This is a genomic window from Pseudanabaena cinerea FACHB-1277 (assembly GCF_014696345.1).
GTDB classification, from domain to species: Bacteria; Cyanobacteriota; Cyanobacteriia; order Pseudanabaenales; family Pseudanabaenaceae; genus Pseudanabaena; species Pseudanabaena cinerea.
Genome location: NZ_JACJPY010000042.1, coordinates 1 through 17,261, shown reverse-complemented (window position 1 = coordinate 17,261; position 17,261 = coordinate 1). Strand labels below are relative to the sequence as shown.

The 17,261-nt window shown below is 39.5% G+C and carries 15 protein-coding genes and 1 pseudogene; 5 read left to right on the top strand and 11 right to left on the bottom strand.

Translation table 11 applies throughout. The annotated features are described in order from the left end of the window. Positions 1-26: 26 nt before the first annotated feature. The 8 genes from H6F44_RS13370 to H6F44_RS13335 all read right to left on the bottom strand — a co-directional run bounded on the left by H6F44_RS13370 (position 27) and on the right by H6F44_RS13335 (position 10,329). Positions 27-1,289, bottom strand: a complete 1,263-nt coding sequence (locus H6F44_RS13370; RefSeq protein WP_190351491.1) for a hypothetical protein — start codon at positions 1,287-1,289, stop codon at positions 27-29. After that, the gene (locus H6F44_RS13365; RefSeq protein ID WP_199302120.1) at positions 1,286-2,128 is read right to left on the bottom strand and encodes a DUF268 domain-containing protein; all 843 of its coding nucleotides are present in this window, start codon (positions 2,126-2,128) and stop codon (positions 1,286-1,288) included. The genes H6F44_RS13370 and H6F44_RS13365 overlap by 4 nt, the downstream gene beginning before the upstream one ends. 210 nt (positions 2,129-2,338) lie before the next feature. Next, positions 2,339-3,175 (bottom strand): FkbM family methyltransferase, encoded by an 837-nt coding sequence (locus tag H6F44_RS13360; RefSeq protein ID WP_190351489.1) that lies wholly within the window; start codon positions 3,173-3,175, stop codon positions 2,339-2,341. A gap of 344 nt (positions 3,176-3,519) precedes the next feature. Beyond that, the gene (locus H6F44_RS13355; RefSeq protein WP_190351488.1) at positions 3,520-5,001 is read right to left on the bottom strand and encodes an oligosaccharide flippase family protein; all 1,482 of its coding nucleotides are present in this window, start codon (positions 4,999-5,001) and stop codon (positions 3,520-3,522) included. Positions 5,002-5,081: 80 nt separating this feature from the next. After that, on the bottom strand, positions 5,082-6,071 hold the full coding sequence (galE, locus tag H6F44_RS13350; RefSeq protein ID WP_190351486.1) for a UDP-glucose 4-epimerase GalE: 990 nt from the start codon (positions 6,069-6,071) through the stop codon (positions 5,082-5,084). Next, positions 6,068-7,111 carry an exopolysaccharide biosynthesis polyprenyl glycosylphosphotransferase gene (locus H6F44_RS13345; protein ID WP_322096222.1) on the bottom strand — a complete coding sequence of 348 codons (1,044 nt, stop codon included), beginning with the start codon at positions 7,109-7,111 and terminating at the stop codon, positions 6,068-6,070. Before H6F44_RS13345 ends, galE begins: the two co-directional genes overlap by 4 nt. 609 nt (positions 7,112-7,720) lie before the next feature. Continuing rightward, positions 7,721-9,346, bottom strand: a complete 1,626-nt coding sequence (locus H6F44_RS13340) for an iron uptake porin (protein ID WP_190351482.1) — start codon at positions 9,344-9,346, stop codon at positions 7,721-7,723. Positions 9,347-9,537: 191 nt separating this feature from the next. Then, positions 9,538-10,329, bottom strand: a complete 792-nt coding sequence (locus H6F44_RS13335; protein ID WP_190351480.1) for a pentapeptide repeat-containing protein — start codon at positions 10,327-10,329, stop codon at positions 9,538-9,540. A 385-nt stretch (positions 10,330-10,714) separates the two neighbouring features. On the opposite strand from H6F44_RS13335, the gene clpP reads away from it, so the two are divergent. The 3 genes from clpP (at position 10,715) to H6F44_RS13320 (ending at position 13,724) form a co-directional block, all read left to right on the top strand. Beyond that, positions 10,715-11,311, top strand: coding sequence for an ATP-dependent Clp endopeptidase proteolytic subunit ClpP (clpP, locus tag H6F44_RS13330; protein WP_190351478.1), 597 nt, complete (start codon positions 10,715-10,717; stop codon positions 11,309-11,311). Positions 11,312-11,469: 158 nt separating this feature from the next. Beyond that, complete coding sequence (locus H6F44_RS13325) at positions 11,470-12,975, top strand: tetratricopeptide repeat protein (RefSeq protein WP_199302119.1); 1,506 nt, start codon at positions 11,470-11,472, stop codon at positions 12,973-12,975. A gap of 305 nt (positions 12,976-13,280) precedes the next feature. Next, positions 13,281-13,724, top strand: coding sequence for a SufE family protein (locus H6F44_RS13320; protein WP_190351522.1), 444 nt, complete (start codon positions 13,281-13,283; stop codon positions 13,722-13,724). A gap of 45 nt (positions 13,725-13,769) precedes the next feature. On the opposite strand, the gene H6F44_RS13315 is transcribed toward H6F44_RS13320, so the two are convergent. Further along, positions 13,770-14,879 carry an iron-containing alcohol dehydrogenase family protein gene (locus tag H6F44_RS13315; RefSeq protein ID WP_242016566.1) on the bottom strand — a complete coding sequence of 370 codons (1,110 nt, stop codon included), beginning with the start codon at positions 14,877-14,879 and terminating at the stop codon, positions 13,770-13,772. 186 nt (positions 14,880-15,065) lie between these two features. Here H6F44_RS13315 and H6F44_RS13310 point away from each other — a divergent pair, with 186 nt between their 5' ends. After that, positions 15,066-15,230 carry a hypothetical protein gene (locus H6F44_RS13310; protein WP_190351476.1) on the top strand — a complete coding sequence of 55 codons (165 nt, stop codon included), beginning with the start codon at positions 15,066-15,068 and terminating at the stop codon, positions 15,228-15,230. A gap of 84 nt (positions 15,231-15,314) precedes the next feature. After that, a complete protein-coding gene (locus H6F44_RS13305; protein WP_190351474.1) occupies positions 15,315-15,965 on the top strand; it encodes a J domain-containing protein in 651 nt (216 codons plus the stop codon). A gap of 141 nt (positions 15,966-16,106) precedes the next feature. On the opposite strand, the gene H6F44_RS13300 is transcribed toward H6F44_RS13305, so the two are convergent. Together H6F44_RS13300 and H6F44_RS22980 are read right to left on the bottom strand one after the other, a co-directional pair. Further along, positions 16,107-16,697, bottom strand: a complete 591-nt coding sequence (locus tag H6F44_RS13300; protein ID WP_190351473.1) for a hypothetical protein — start codon at positions 16,695-16,697, stop codon at positions 16,107-16,109. Between the two features lie 205 nt (positions 16,698-16,902). Next, a pseudogene (locus H6F44_RS22980) lies at positions 16,903-17,261 on the bottom strand (hypothetical protein); the annotation flags it as partial.

Below are 17,261 nucleotides of genomic sequence, written 5' to 3'. Positions count from 1 at the left end.
AATTATAATCATAGGTGTCACTAAGCTTATAGCCATTGAAGAAATTCAGGTATTGCTTCAATCGTACTTACTCCACCTTCAATATTATAATTATAAATCATTGAAAGCCAAACACTAAGCCAAACACTTATTAAGATAATAACAATAGAAAAATATATAATATAATTTCTGACCTTGATTGATTGTAATGCAAAGCAAGCAAATACAAATGGAGTAAAAGGAAATATATATCTAAAAGTTAAAATCGGATTTAAGATAATTACCACTATAGATAATAATGAATAAAAAAATATCATTGATTGATAAACAGAAAACTGTTTATTACTGGTTCTCCAAAAAGGAAAAGAAGCTAAGGTTAAAGACAAATTAAATGGAAAAAGCAAAAAGGCAACCCAAGAATATCCAACATCAAGCAGAGGTAATGGAGACTCAAAAATAGTTAGTGGTCTAACGATTGGAGCAAAAAGAAATATTACTGATTTCGCAACAAATGCTGGATATTGCAAAATGATATCTTGGCTATAGTTTTTTAATAGCAATGAAATATCATAGATTCTAGAGGTCGCAAATGAGGAAATATTATCATCTGCATATAAACTAGAAATAAGAGACTTGGTAAATGGTATTGAGTTTAGTAAAAAGAAAAAGCCTAAGAAAGCTATTATGAAAGCCCTAGGCTTATTATATTTGTTTTTTATTAGTGGATAAATAAATATACAGACATACAGGGGAAAAGAGACTATTGGTCGAATAAAAATAGGTGCTGTGGCTATGATAGTTAGGATAATAATTCTAGATCTGCTATCGGGCTTAAAGAAAAACTTCCAAAATAAAAGGCATAGAAAAATAAGTATGGTTTCTTTGTTTGGTCCGACTGCACCTATTAAAAGATAAGGATTTGCAACTATAGCTAATCTGGCATAGCTAATTGCTCTGGATGATATATATCGAAACACATCTCGACATATATTTATAGACAAAAACAATAATGAAGCATTGAAAATAAAAAAGCTATGTGATCCTAAACTATACAAAAACTTATTGAGTATATTGTAGGCTTGTGCCGCTAATCCTTCATTTTCAATGTCTTTAATACCTAATAGTCTTAACTCATAGGTGTAGCTATCAGGAATATAGAAATTTGATATTGAAATTACATTATTTTTTGCTAAAGATTGTAAAGTTACTACCAGTAATAAAAAGAACAGTAAAGCTATATACCAAAGTATGTCAACATTCTTACTTGACTCGATCTTCTTTCTTGTCTGTATATAATTTAATATGCTCATATTAATGATTTTGATTTTTTCTTAAGTTCAAAAAGTCCACAGCCATATATCATATCTGGAGTCTCGATTTGCTTAGTAATATTATGAAGTTTATCATGATCATCAATATAAGCAAAGGAAATTAGCTCATAGTCTGGTTCAGTTAATGTAAGGATAGTTTCAACTGAGAACACACGATGGGCATTAAATTCTACTCTCTCTAAGCCAATCGGAACCGACAATAATAACGTCCCATTTGGCTTTAACAACTTAGTCAAAGACTGCAAGCCTTTAATATGCCCCTCTGGATCAATAGGATCTCCATATCGTCCTAATCCAAAGTGTTCTAAAGCGTGTAGGCAAGAAAGAGAGTCGCAAATATCAGATGGTAAATCTGCTGATTGTATTAAATCTGCTTGACGAAAAGTAATACCAGAAATATTAGAAGTCATGGGTCGAACGTCAAGAATCTCAACATCACGGAAAGTCAGTATATGAGCAATAAATCCATCGATTCTGGAGCCAACATCTATGTGATGCTCTGGATTGTTTTGATAGACTTTACGAGCTGCCCATAGATCTTGATGAAAATAATGCTTAGGTAACGAGCCAGCACTTTCATATCTATCTAACATACATGGGAATGGAGTTCCAATAGGAGGAATTTGCTGGGCTTTTTTGGTTTTGATCCAAAAATTTATAAATTGGTAAATATATCGAGGAAAGCTTCTGACAAACCAGATTGTATTTAGAGGATTAAATCCTAGTTCAGAAATAATATGATGAATAATCTTAAGTGAGTAGACTATTTTAGATATTGAGAAGATTCCTAGTTTTTTATTCATTTTAAGTGTTTCCATAATAATATCCAAAATAATACCGAAATAACAACAAACAATGTCAATAAATAATACGTATAATACTGTACTTACTTAGGCTCTTCTGGGTTTGAGTGGTAAATAGTATAGGGGCGACATGACAAGGCTGTAACTATTACGCAGAGAAGATTTTGGTTACTATTAGCTGCGCTTATTCCCATGAACCTAGAAGAGCCAAACAATATTAAAACCTTACAGGCTTTTCAACTTAGCAATGAAATTAGTTGTAGTGAATACCTCTAATATTTCATCATATGTCTTGATAGGAGCAAGACCATTCCTCAACAGTCTGAATAGATCGTAGTTATCACTTAAGATCTCGAAAAAGTCTCGAAGATAAGTTCTTGAGTCTATATTACATCCTCCAAATTCAAATTGAATGTAATCAATTGCTCCTGCTTGAAGCATTTTAGTTGATCCATTTAAAACACTTAGTTCATGACCTTCAACATCCAATTTTAGATAGTGGATATGCGAAATTTTATTTTCAGAACAGAACTTATCTAAGGATTTAATTTCAACAGTTTCTACTAGTTTAGTTGTAGATTTATCAAAATGTTTGCGATCATATAACGATGCATGCCCAGACATTTCCTTGTCTGCATATAGACTAAGCAATTGATCCCGCTCTCCTAATCCAAAATTGTATAGTTTAGTATTTCGGAATCCTTCCAAATTTTGCGTTAGAGTGTCAAATGTATTCTTTGATGGTTCAAAACAGAATAAACTGACTTTTTCGCCCAGAGACTTAATTACAAGCTTGGCAAACTGACCTTGATTGCTACCAACGTCAAAAAATATCAAAGGAAGAATTTTTTTGCTATTTTTTCTGGAAATATCTTTAGAAAGCATCTGCAACACATGACTTTCTCCAGTATCTTCTACCCCTCCTCCTCCCAAGCCAATATTCATCCCCCACAGCGAAATTCGATATAACACCTTAAATATGGGATAAAACTGTGTGGTTACTAAAACACCAAATAAGTATCTTCTAATAAAAAACTTAAGAAAAGGATTAAAAAGTTTCATTTTACTTGATAACTCCACTAATTCATCAATATCAATCCATATTAATATAACATCATCTAAGTGTGCTTAGATAAAAAAATTTAGAGATGTTGGATCAGACATGAAATTCAGGGCTATTTGATTCTTTGTCTTGGCAACGAATTTAGATAAATTCAGTCATTGCAAGATAGAGTCCGTTGCTATTAAAATGCCCTATTCTCATAGATACATAAAATGTCAAATTTGAAAATGAGGCGACCCTAAATTTTAGGTGGTTCCAAAATAATATCCGCAACAATGTCAATAAGTAATATATATGATACTGTAACTATTTGTAAAATTGATCATAGTAATTATCATGGTAATTAATTTTTACACTTTTTAATCATAATTTTTTGAAACAAAGCATTTAGCTCTTGATTAAAAATTCTAGTAAAGTAACCCATGATAACCAATGACTGAATTATAGAAAATGCTACTAACAACTCAAACTGAGAAATAAACAAACTTCCTAATATACATACCATAAACCAGAGTAATAAAAAAGAGGAGGATTTTAACCACAATAAGTTAGGTATTTTTAGTAGCTTTAATCCTAAGAAAATCATCAGCCAAGTTAAGAGAAATCCAACGTTACCAGCTATAGCGCCTAAAAGACCAAATTTATTGGCTCCTATGAAAATTAATATTAAGGCAAAGAATCCACTGATTAGTTGAATTATCATAACCATTTTTGGAGCAGTGCTGATAAGAATATAAAATCCTGTGGCATTAAGCGAAAAAAGACCATAAATCACTACTGCCATTTGAAGTGCTATCAATGTGCTAGTTACAGAATAATTAGCAAACATTAACTGTACAATTAATGGTGAAATGATTAGCAAAAAAGCTGCTGAGCCTAAGGCAAAGAAAGTATTTATTTCTATGGACTGCTTTACCTTCTGGGTTAGTTCTGCGTGGCTAATGTTATGGTTTCTAGAATAATTGCTTAGAATCGGTACAAGTGGCTGAACTGGCAATGATGACAACGAGTTAATAGCTGATGCTACTTCAGTAACCCCTCCGTATATACCGAGATTCTCTGAACCTAAACAATAACCAACAATCAAGCGATCGCCTCTACTAAATAGGGCTGTTCCTAACGTCAATAGCCAAACCGCAAAACTATAATTGGCGATCGCCAAGACCTTATCATAGTTCCAAGTTGGTCTAAGAAAATTCTTACCTATCAGCGATCGGACTAACCAAATATGTCCTATTAATATTAACATACTTGATATAGCTTGCCACTGCATAAGTTCTACTGTTTTTCCTCCTAGCCAAGCTACAATAACTAAACCGAAACTCAGAGAAAAATATTGTATTGTGTTTAAAATATTGAGTAAACCATAGTTTTGATAGGCTTGCTCGACACCTATTAAAATATGTTGCAATAGCCTAGACCAAACAACCAAGCTTCCAATCTGTAAACTATGTACAGCTACTATATGTTGAGACTTCTCCAACTTAGAAAATAGAGAAATAATTGTATCGGCAGTAAAATAGAGAGACATTGCAGCAAAAGTTGCAAGTATCAAAATTCCGCCAACCGTCACAGTTAGGGTTTGGGACAAATCTTCAAAATCCTCTTTCCCTAAATCTTGAGAAACAAACACTGTAGTTGCTGTAGAAAGACCTGCCTCGGCTAAGGTGACAACAAGGATGATGGTTGATGCTAACGTCCACAACCCGTATTCCTCAATACCAATTAAACGCATTAGTAACGGGATTGTGAGTATAGCTAATCCAATTCTGATAACACCAGCAAATGTGTTATAAAACCCGTTTCTAAAAAAATTACTTTTCACTCACACCACTTTCCTGAACTAACAATTGAACTATCAGGACTAAAATATTGCAAAGCTAGATTATTTCAGCTATTAGGTAATCACTCACAAGATTTTAATTTACGTTTTTCCCAAGCCAGAGCGCTTGAGATAATAGCATCCAAGTTGTTGTATCTGGGTTGCCAATTCAATACCTTTTTGATCTTTTCAATAGACGCTGTTACAGAGGCAGGATCGCCAGCACGACGTTCTCCATTAATTACAGGAAAATCTACACCAGAAATGGCTTTCACCCTCTCCACTACCTGTCGCACACTATACCCTTCTCCATAACCACAATTAAAAATCTCACTGTTTCCGCCATCCTCTAAATAACGCAAACTATCAATATGTGCCGTAGCCAGATCCTCAACATGGATATAATCACGAATGCCTGTTCCATCGGGTGTAGGGAAATCAGTCCCAAAAATTTTTAATGTTGGTTGTCTCTTGAGTGCTGCATTGCAAGCATTGGCAATGAGATGATTAGCATGGCGAGAATTTTGTCCAATTCTACCAGCAGGATCTGCACCTCCGACATTAAAATAACGCAAGATAACATAGCGTAGTGAAGAAGCCTTAGCATAGTCTTGAATGATTAACTCACTCATCAACTTTGATCGCCCGTAAGGGTTAATCGGTAATGGAGTAACATCTTCAGTAACAGGGCTGTGATGAGACTCGCCATATACTGCGGCAGTACTAGAAAAGATCAACTTATCGACCCCCATCACATTACAACAATGTAATAGGTTTGTAGTATTACAAGTGTTATTGGAATAATATTCAAGAGGATAATCAACTGATTCTGGAACGACTAAACGTGCTGCTAGATGGATAACCGCATCAAATCGATACTTACCAAAAATTTGGTAGAGACGATTTATATCGGACAAATCACCAACAATTAGCTCTCCGCAAAGCACGGCTTGAGGTATGCCTGTAGAACAATTGTCGTAGATAACAATGTCATAACCAGATTCTCCTAACTGGCGCACAATATGCGAGCCTATATAACCAGCACCGCCTGTTACTAATATTTTACGACTCATCTTCCCTTACCGCATAACACAACTTTGATTGTCTTAAAAAATATTACGATATCTAGCCATAGAGAATAGTTTTTGATGTAGTAGAGGTCGTAGGCTAACTTTTCGTAAGCATCTTCCACGGAGGCTCCATAGGGATAAAGTACCTGCGCCCAGCCAGAAATGCCTGGTTTCACTAGGTAACGCAGTTGATAGTATGGAATTGCATTTTTTAACTTTACGTCAAACTCTGGTCTTTCTGGACGAGGACCAATCAAACTCATTTCCCCAATTAATACATTCCAGAGCTGCGGTAGCTCATCAATCCGCAAAGTTCTTAGCCAATAGCCTATCCTAGTGATTCGACTGTCTCCTATAGAAGTCCATTTTACTCCAGTTTTTTCCGCATCTGTATACATCGAACGAAACTTGTAGATTTTAAAAACCCTTCCATTTCGCCCATTTCTCAGTTGGCTGTAAATTATTTCACCTGGGCTATCCAACTTAATGGCTACTGCCACTAACAACATAAGTGGCAAGAGAATTATTAACAGAAGCATGGAAACCAGTATATCTATCAATCTTTTAAACTTTAGAAAGTTAGCATACTGGAACCTACTACTAGCAACAAACCAATTGGCATCAAGCAAAGAAGGTGGTAGCTTTAACCACAAGGATTCCCAGACATCACATATATGATACACAGGAACATAATTTAGTTTCAATTTGATCAAGCTTAACGTTTCAGAATCAGACAGGGTAGCTTTTGCCCCTAAAATTATGCCTGCCCAAGAATGATGCTCTAAATTGGAAAGTATGTCAAAATTTCCTCCATCAATAACTTGGGGATTATTTTTTACTAGTTTAGCAACTAGTTGTAAGCAACTTGACAGTACAACCACTTGTCTAGATGGTAAGTGGTTCAGCAATATTTTGGCACACTCTAGATCGTAATCATCAGATCCTAGTAATATTAGCCATTTCTGGTTTTGCCCCCCATATTTTAATTTGTTAGCCCCTAATACTCTTGACATTACTACTCTGACAAATAAATAGAAATAGATAGGATATTTACTGAAAGCAGCTTTACAACTATTAGAATTTGTTTAAAAAATCTTTACTTTCGCTAAAAGAACTAATTTATGCCCCATTACGAAAGGGGAGAGACAGATTAAAAAAGTTGCCCTTGTTTAGGGGGAGATTAAAACCTTTCAAACAGCTTCCTATCGTTGACCAGAAACAAAGGTAAAATTTCGCCAAGCCTAATTCTTAGTGAAATCTTACAAGTTACTAAACAGCAAATAGAAACACGTAATTTACCCTATCACAGAATTTTAAATTTATGCAAGTCTAGACTAGACAATAGCTAGCAATTCCAGATTCAAAAATCAGCAAATAATAAAGATATAAGTAAGCAAATAAACTTAAAACTTAAAACTTAAAGAAAACGATGACTTCAGCCAAACAATGTCACCGAAGATCTTAGTTTTTAGAGCTTTTCTAAGTTTTTTATAAAAATGAATAGATAAAATACAACATTCATGAAGTAAAAGTCATGGGGCAAAATTTACGGCAATTACCAACCACTCAAACCACAGGAAATATTGCAAGCTGCGCTTGCAATATTTCTGCCGTGTTAGTTAATGCCTCAATAGGCTTTAGCCATTAGGTTGTTAGAAAGAGAAGGTGGTGCGAATTAAGCCAACTGTGGCAGTAGCATTGGCACTGGAGGATTCAGGATTGAATACCCAGAAAATACCAGGGGTGATGCTGATATTTTTGTTTAGTTGATAGCGATAGAACAGTTCTAAATGGTAAGGGGTTGCTGTGGCTGTATTGCTATTCTTGAGGGGCTGTCCAAACAGAATTGCGCCTGTGCTGCCTTCCCTAAATAGATTTGGAAAATTGAAGCCAGCAATCCAAGTTGTAAAGGTAGTGGATGCGCCAAGGGTTGGAGTATCAGCAAAGATGACAGTTCCTGAAGTGCTGAAAGTGATCGAAGGATTCATGCGCCATACCAAGTTGCCAGAGAGTAAGTTGGTTTTAGTAGCAAAAGCACCGAAAGGTTGCTCAACGTTAACTAGCCCCGTATTGAGACTGCCATTTGGTAAGTAAGTATGGGCGTAGGAAACAGATGTATCGAGATTGTTGGCTAGTTTAAATAGAAATTGAGCAGCGATCGATGTTGTACCACCAAAGAGACCGCCATCGCCTGATGCTATAGCCGCACTGCCTGCACTATAGCCAACCTGTAGGTTTACCTTGTCATCAAATTTATATTCAGCGCCAATGAGTGAGCTAGTGCCGCCGATGCGGAAGAATGGGTCAAAGCGTCCAAATCGAGAGATGGAACCCTGTCCACTGGATGCAAATGGAGTGATTTGGGTAAAGAAGTCATCAGGAGCAGCGATCGGACCTGCGAAGAAGTGCATTTTGCCATCAAAGGCGGGGAAGCGGTAGAATAAAAGATTAAGTGAGCCAACGTTAGCGGTGGCAGGAACACCAGAGGCAAAGCCAAACCTTGACATATTACTGTTGAGAACGCCAGCAATGCCTGCGGGATTGGTATTATTGGTGGCAAATAGATTCCCTGCTTCGAGACGGGTTCTTAATAAGTCTTTGCCTGTGAAGCTGGTGTTTAAAACTAGGCGGAGGCGATCGCCAAAAACAATATTAGATTTACCATTGGTTAAACCACCTGAAGCTGCAACCGCACCAAAGATCACCTCACCACTTAACTTAGTTGTGGTGGAAAACTGTTGAGCCTCAAGTTTGGCGACCTTGGCATCAAGGCTATCAACACGACCGCGCAAGGTTGCGAGTTCGGCGGCAAATTCTTCTTGCAACTTTTGCAATGTTGCCAGATCTTCTTTGCTAACTTTATCCGCTAGTCCTGCGGAGATAATTTCATTGATCTTGTCAAGGCAAGCATTGAGTCCCGCCGCAAATTCATAACGACTGGTGGCTTGGTTGCCGCGAAATGTGCGATCGGGATATCCTGCAATACATCCATAACGTTCTACGAGGGATTGTAAAGCTGTAAAAGCCCAATCGGTGGGACGAACATCACTCAGTTGTGAGACGGAGGTAACATTTTGGGTAATGGCTTCAGAATTACTAGAACCAATGGGGTTAAGCTTAATTGCTTGGCTATCTAATCGAATTGCTTGATAGGGATCGGTATTAGGGGAAGTAATGGCAGTAGTATTGGCAAGAGCGATGCTAGGTAGCGCGGATAATGTGGCGAAAACCGATACACCAACAAGTGATTGATTTAAGCATTTCTTGATCTTAATCATCCTAAAAATTCTCCTCAGAATACACCTTATTACTTAGGTTAGACTCCTTGGTTAAGAATGTCAAAGGCATATTTGGCTGATAAGTGCTTTCCAGTTACAGATTGGCGCGGTTTCTTCGGTGTAAGTTATGCCAAATTTGAATGCCAAATTTGAATGCCAAATTTTTGATGTGCGCGAAAAAGAATAGCCTGCTAGTCAATGGTAAGTGTGGCGATCGTGGTTTTGAGCGTAAAGGAGTTGCGGGTCTCTAGTTGAGATTGGGGATGCTTAAGTAAGCGCGATCGCATAGCATCAGTCAACCCTTGAGCCATACTAAAGTCAGCGCCCGCGATACTTTCAAACTGTTCAAAATCAGCTTCACTAAAATTTACAGCTCGCAGGTCTGCCCCCGCCAAATTTGCCCCGTTCAACCTTGCCCTACGTAAACTTGCCCCCGTCAAAGTGGCTTTGCGTAGGTCGGCTTGGACTAGCCTCGCCCCCTCTAGATTTGCCATAGTCAGGTTAGTGCCTCCAAGATACGCCCCCATGAGATTGGCATTTTGCAGATCCGCCTTTTTGAGGTTGGCAGTGTTTAACGGCGCACCATTGAGGCTGGCACTTGGACCGATCGCCCCTGATGACTTATAGACAAAATTTTCAGGAAAAATAGTATAGCTGTCGTATCGCGCACCCTGTAGTTTAGCGTCAGTCAAATTTGCGCCACTAAGATCCGCACCACTTAAATCTACTCGATACAAATATGCACCTTGCAAATTCGCTTGTCTCAAGATTGCCAAACTTAAGTCAGAACTGCGTAGATCCGCCTGTTGTAGATTTGCGGCACTGAGGTTTGCCGATCGCAGGTTAGCGCGAATGAGAATAGCCGTTTGGAGATTCGCTTCACGCAAGTCATAACCACTCAAATTAATTTGGTAAAAATCTTTTTTCGGGAGTGAGATGCCTGATTTGATCGCAGTTAAAACTTCATTAACATTCTGGAGCATATCTGTGGAGACTATCGGAGAATGGGGTCTAGCATGGGGATCTTACTAAAATACAGCAAATACTGTAGGGCATAGAATAATTCTTGATTGAGCGTTCAGAGATGTACACCTGATTGACTGATAACCTGATTGACTGATAACCTGATTGGCTGAATAAAAGTACTTGCAAGCCTTGTCAGACAAGATGTCTGACCCACAAAAACAGAATCCTTGTGGAACGGGCATCTTGCCTGTTTATGGTTAAAATTTGTCAGTCAATTAGAGATGTCCGCTCATCATATGCTTTTTGGGAAAATGGCAAGTGGGGTTAACAATATGCCTCTGCAAATCAATTAGGATCGCTATATCATTAGAATAGACTGAGAGTAAATCGTAAATATAAACTATGATCCCCACCGTAATTGAACAATCTGGTCGTGGCGAGAGAGCCTTTGACATTTTTTCTCGTCTGCTGCGGGAACGGATTGTATTTTTAGGCTCTCAGGTAGATGACAGTATTGCCAACGTTATTGTGGCTCAACTACTCTTCCTCGAAGCCGATGATCCTGAAAAAGATATTTTTCTATACATCAACTCCCCAGGCGGATCTGTAACCGCAGGTATGGCAATCTATGACACGATGCAGCATATTCGCCCCGATGTTTCTACTATTTGTGTGGGCTTAGCTGCTAGTATGGGCGCATTTTTGCTGACGGGTGGTGCAAAGGGTAAGCGCTTGTCATTGCCTCACACCCGCATTATGATCCATCAACCCCTTGGTGGCGCACAGGGTCAAGCTACGGATATCGAGATTCAGGCTAAGGAAATTTTGTACCATAAAAATCGCCTGAATGAGTTGATGGCTTTTCATACAGGGCAGCCCCTAGAGCGTATTGCCGAAGATACCGATCGCGATTTCTTTATGGCTCCCGATGATGCTAAAACCTATGGCTTAATCGATGAAGTGGTTAATCAGCGTCCCAAATTTGCGATCGCGGCATAGCAGCCAGCAATTACCGTCTTTTATAGGGCTTGAATGACAGGAAGGTTTGTAAGGGCAGTTGATGAATTGCCCTTGCGACTTTTCGCTATGTAGGGTAGCGCGGGTTTCAAGGTATTTTTGTGTAAGTCTTTAGTAAAACTAGTAAATAGCCAATACATATGCTAGAAGCAATATCTTTGCAAGCCCTTAAGCAGCAAGCGGAAATGAATTCCTGTGATGATCAAGTCTGGCTGCGTCTGGCAAGGTTTTGTTATCAGCAAGCAAATTGGCAAGAGGCGATCGCTGCCTATGATCGGACTATTGAGATTCGACATCAATACGCCGCAGAATATTATGACCCTGATGTTATATTGGTTGCACCTGCTTCTGGTGGTCTTGGGGAATCACAAAATCAGGTATTAGATCAAGCCTTTGCTTACTATCAAGACACTTTAGAAATTGAAGTGGAATATGCAGATTTTTATCTAGAGTATGGGTATACACTGCGCGATCGCTTGCAGACAAGTGATGCTGAATTAGCATTTCAAAAAGCGATCGAGATCAACCCTGAACTAGCGGCAGCCATGCTAGAACTCGGTAATATTGCCTACGATCGTTGTAACTATGCCTTGGCAGGGCAGTATTTTCAGCAGGCGATCGCCCATAAGCCTGAATATGCCGAGGCCTACTGCAATCTTGGTAATTGCTTCGCGATCCAAAGTCAGTTTGAAGAAGCGATCGGCTGCTATGAAAATGCCCATAACCTCAACCCCGATCTGCCAGACTTATCGGAAAAACTCAACAAAATCTATAACCGCTTTGTTCCCCGTTGGCATTTCCCAATGATGAATGACACCTATCGCAATAATTGCTATGAGCAAGCTTTGCGGAAGGCGGTCAAGTCTGAATCAGTGGTTTTAGATATTGGCTCTGGTTCTGGTCTGTTGGCGCTGATGGCGGCAAGGGCGGGTGCAAAGCAGGTATATACCTGTGAGAAGGTGCAGGTGGTGGCGAATATGGCGCGGCGGATTGTCGAGGCGAATGGCTATAGTCACCAGATCACGACTTTTAATAAATTGTCCAATGATTTGCAAGTTGGCGTAGATTTAAGCGATCACGCCGACATTTTAGTGAGTGAAATCTTTGATGTGGGGCTTTTGGCGGAATATGCGGTTGCTTCTATTCGTCACGCAAGGGAACATTTACTTAAGCCCAATGCCCAAATTATTCCCAAGTCAGCAACTGTCTATGCCGTGCTAGTGGATAGCAGCCAAATATTCCATGAGGATCGCGTGAATATCGTCTCGGGCTTCGATCTGAGTTTGTTTAATGCTTTTTCTAAAAAATCGGAATACTTGCAGTTGTACTTGCGTAACTTTAAGTACACAACCCTCTGCCAACCCTTTGAAGTCTTTGATTTTGATTTTTGTGGCGCAAATATTGAACCTGAATCTCGTGAAATTGCGGTGCAGATTACCAATAGTGGTCACTGCCATGCGATCGCCTTTTGGTTTCGCCTCTGGCTAGATGATGAAATCTATCTAGATACCAGTCCTTTCAATCAAGATACTTGCTGGATGCAGGCTGTGCATATTGTCGAGCCACCACAAGCCCTAACCGCAGGTCAAGAAACCTTAGTATCAGCCAGCCATGATACTGCTTACATTGATTTGAGGCTATCTTAACTATTCTTAAAAATATCTAGGTAATGGATATAAGCAAAAACGTAGCTTTCAAAATTTCTCTAGGCTTAGTTATTAGAAAAATTGGCTTAAAACCTCGTTCTTTCAACACGACTTCATATTACAATAGGCTAAATACCGTAGGGCATACGGAAATTCACGCTTGAGAAGCTAGTTGCAAGACTAGGTATCACTAAGTAAGACCTAGGGCTTGTCCTACAGGCATCCTACAGACAATAGTGAGTCCAAGCATCCTCAAGCTTTCAGGCTGAGGAATGTCAAAATACAGTGCCGTATTAAACATTTCCATGCAATCAAGTCCAGATAATTTACCCGAAGCTATCGATCGCATTGTCAAGCGATTTCAACGGCTGTCCGATCCCAAACAACGTTATGAGCAGTTAATTTTGTACGGGAAGAAGCTTGAGGCTTTTCCAGATAAGCTTAAAACCCCTGAAAACAAAGTGCAGGGCTGTGTTTCGCAAGTATTTGTCGTTGCCAAGTTAGATGAAAATGAGCGCGTTGTTTTTAGCGGAGACTCTGATGCGCTCATTAGTAAGGGTTTCTTGGGTTTGCTGTCGATATGTATGAGTGGTTTAACCCAAAAAGAAATCGAACATCTTTCGCCAGATTTCATTAAGGACACAGGTTTAGTAGCCAGTCTCACGCCCTCCCGTGCCAATGGTTTTTACAATGTATTCAAAAAGATGCAACAGCAGGCGATCGAGATTGAGTTGCCTAGCGTGCGTTAATTTAGAACACAGCAGGGCAACCACGGGTGGATTGCCCCTACCTGATTAAGCAATCATACTCACAATTGGGCTGGTGGTTGATACCATTGCCGCCAATACTTGGCTGGGAGAGACGCTAAAGGGCAGTCGATGGATATCAGAATTGGGTTGACAGGCGATCGCCGCGATTTGTTCTAATTCGGCGATCGTAATTTGGCTCAAGCCTAGATCCGTAAGCGATGTGGGTAAGCCAATCTCTTGATAAAACTTCAATAGCTGATGCCGAGATGAAGCCGCTAACTGATTGCCCTGAAATTCTTCAAGGCGCAGTTGTACCAAGATGCCATAGGCAACTTTTTCGCCATGCAAGGTGTGGTGGGTTTGGGGGAGATGGGTGAGGGCGTTGTGAACGGCGTGGGCGGCGACAGTGCGACAATTTGCGCCACCAATACCACCGATCGCCCCTGCTAGACAGACCGTGGCATCCACCACCTCGCGCCATGTTTGGCTTTGGGGATGGGCGATCGCCGCCGCCGCCTTTTGTAAGAGCAGGTCACGCAAAATCCTTGCCTCTTGCACCGCCGCAATGACCATCGTTTTCTCACTGCTGCCGCTACTCACCGATGCCTCATACCACTTGGCGATCGCGTCACCGATACCTGAGATCAATGTACGTTGAGGTGCAGTGGCAATAATGTCATAATCAACAATCATTAAATCGGGGCAATGGTCAAGGGTGACATCATAGGCAAACCCCCCGTTCTGATTGTATACATTACTCAGGGCAGTCCAAGCGGCACAGGTCGCGCCCGTGGTGGGGATGGTGATGATGGGCAGTTGGTTTTGATGCGCCACTAGTTTGGCGGTATCCAATACTTTGCCGCCGCCAATGCCGATAATCATGTCAGGATGTTCTTGAGCAACGATGTCGCGCAATAATTGCAGATTTTGATCGTTACAAGCAGCGATCGCGGGAGCCTGAATAATTTCTATGTTAATGTTGTTGAAATAATTGACTGTGACCTGCCCCGCCATATTGCCAGCAATTACCAGCGCTTTACTTCCATAGCGCGATAAATATTTAGGGAGTTGCGACAAGATCCCGTTACCCCGTAAAAGTCGTGCTGGTGCGATCGCTAAGATCGGCAATGCTTCCACCATGGTTACTTCTGACATTAGATTAAGAAATGGTAAACATAATTCTATTCTAACCTTCTGTGATTTAAATCAGGGCAAAGCGCTGTAGCTGTAATTTCCTCTGTTACCTACATTTACCTGCATTTGTAGGTTTTGATTTGTTTTACTAAATATTTGCTAAACTACACATAGATTTCTGTCTAAGATGAGCATTGGCTAACAATCATGCACCAAGTTGTCCTCGAACTGGCGGGTAGTCGCAAAGTTCATGTTATTTCTGAGCATTCCACCAAGGAAGAAGCTTTGGACAAATATATTAAACTTGTAGAAGCTAATAAGGGATCGCCCGTTACCAGCAAAGGCAAATATACAATTCGTAAGAAGCCTTAAATCCAGAGAAGTTTATAAAAGGAGCGCATAGCGCCCCTCTTATAAACTTTTCTGCCACTCAAAACTTCAATATTCTGTAATTTCATGCATCTATCGGAATGCTATCGGCTCTTAGGAATACCCCGCAATGCCACGCTCGATGACATTAAGGTTGCCTATCGCCGCCTAGCACGCAAATATCACCCTGATGTCAACCAAAATGATCCCGCCGCTTCCGAAAAGTTTCAACAGGTCCAAGAAGCTTACAAAATGCTCAAGGATGCGGATCAGGGCGATCTAAAGGATCTATCCAAGGAAATATTTGCCAAAAATCCGCCCCAAGAGGTGCGATCGCCTGCACCAAAGCCCCAAAATCCTACCCCACCCCCACCCAAAGTCAAGCTTGAAGTTAAGCAGGTTAATAATCGGATTGATCCAATTAACAGCGATCCTGAATTAAAACTGAAGTTAGATATGTTGCGGCGGGTGCAAGAGCTACTCAAGCAAAAAAAATATGTGGTGGCGATCGCGGTGGTAGAGGGCATGAGCGAAAGGTATCCCAATTCCCCAGAAGTAACCCATTGGCAAGCCGTCACCTATCATCGCTGGAGCAGTGAGTTAATTTTGAAAGGTAAATTGCGAGAGGCAGAAATTTATCTTAACAAAGCATTGAATATTGACTCTAAGAACCGTGAATTGGTATTTGAAGTAAAGCGTGACTTAGAAAGAGTACAGCAACTTAAAACCCAGAAGTAAGTAGCGGCGTTACTCGCTGCTCACAACCGCTACATAGATAAGAGATGGTAATGCGTGTCAGTTTGGACAATGTAATTCCTGCGGGTGTAGCATTTTCATTAGCCGTTCATCATCTACTTTCCACAATGAGCAGAAAAGCTATTATTTTTCTACAACTTCAAAGAGCCAGATTGATGTCTGGTCTTTTTGTCTAATAAAAGCATTAACCCCAAAGGGAGGATTAAGGAGAGATTTGTCATCAGGGTCTATCATTTGATCCCAAGTTAATTTTGCTGGCTGATTGCCATTTTGATTAATAACTCCAATATTAATCTTTTTATTCCCTTCAGTATCTAATGATGTTGAAAATTGTAAATTTCTTTTTTCTTTACCTATCCCGCAATCAATTTGATAATTAGATGCAAAAGAAAAGCTATCACTGTTAAATCTTTCAGCTACTAATCGCAATGAATCAATATCACCTAAAGGCCATTCTAAGGATTTATTGTAAGCACCTATAGGTTTAAGAATACATTGAGTCTTATTAGCTATTTCAACCATCCTTTTATATGTAATCGTCATTGGTATTTCTATGGTTTGATTAGGAAGAATTTGTGGCTGTAGATCGGATGGAATAGATTGACTGTGGTCTAAAGGAATTATAGGTGAAGAATTAGCGTAATTATTAAAACTACCAAAGGCAATAGTTGCGCTCAACAATAAAACAATAAAAATTTTAGTTAGAGATTTCATGCAGTTAGATATTCTTAGTTAAATCAAAATAATAATTATTTCGCAAATAAAAAATGATATTGGGGAAATTACAGTGCTTTGGCTTAGTTAAAAAGCATAAAGATTTTTGAAAGCACCGCTCCCAAAAATCTTTATATACTATTTATGTACTATGTACTATGTGAACTTGTCACTCACATTAGTTAAAGTCTCAATTTAGATGCAGTTATTTCACTAGATATGTCCACTGAGTTTTGCCATCTCGGGCGCTAAGAAGAGCTATACCAGTAAACTGCCCATTGTTTAGATTTTTGTCATTAGCATTGGACATACCATTCCAACATTGTTGGGCAGGAGAGTTTCCAGGACTATTGGTAGAGCAGAGATTAATTTTTCTTCTTCCTACAGGAGGAAATGAAACTGCAAACTGAAAATATCTTCCAGTATTGCCCACTGCATAGTTAGCGGCAAAGGTAAAATACCCGGGAGCATCCCAAGTTTGCGGTAAGTAAATATACTTATGTACAAGCAAGGAAGAAATAGGAAGAATAAAGAGGAATAAAAATAGTAACAAGAAAATGCAGT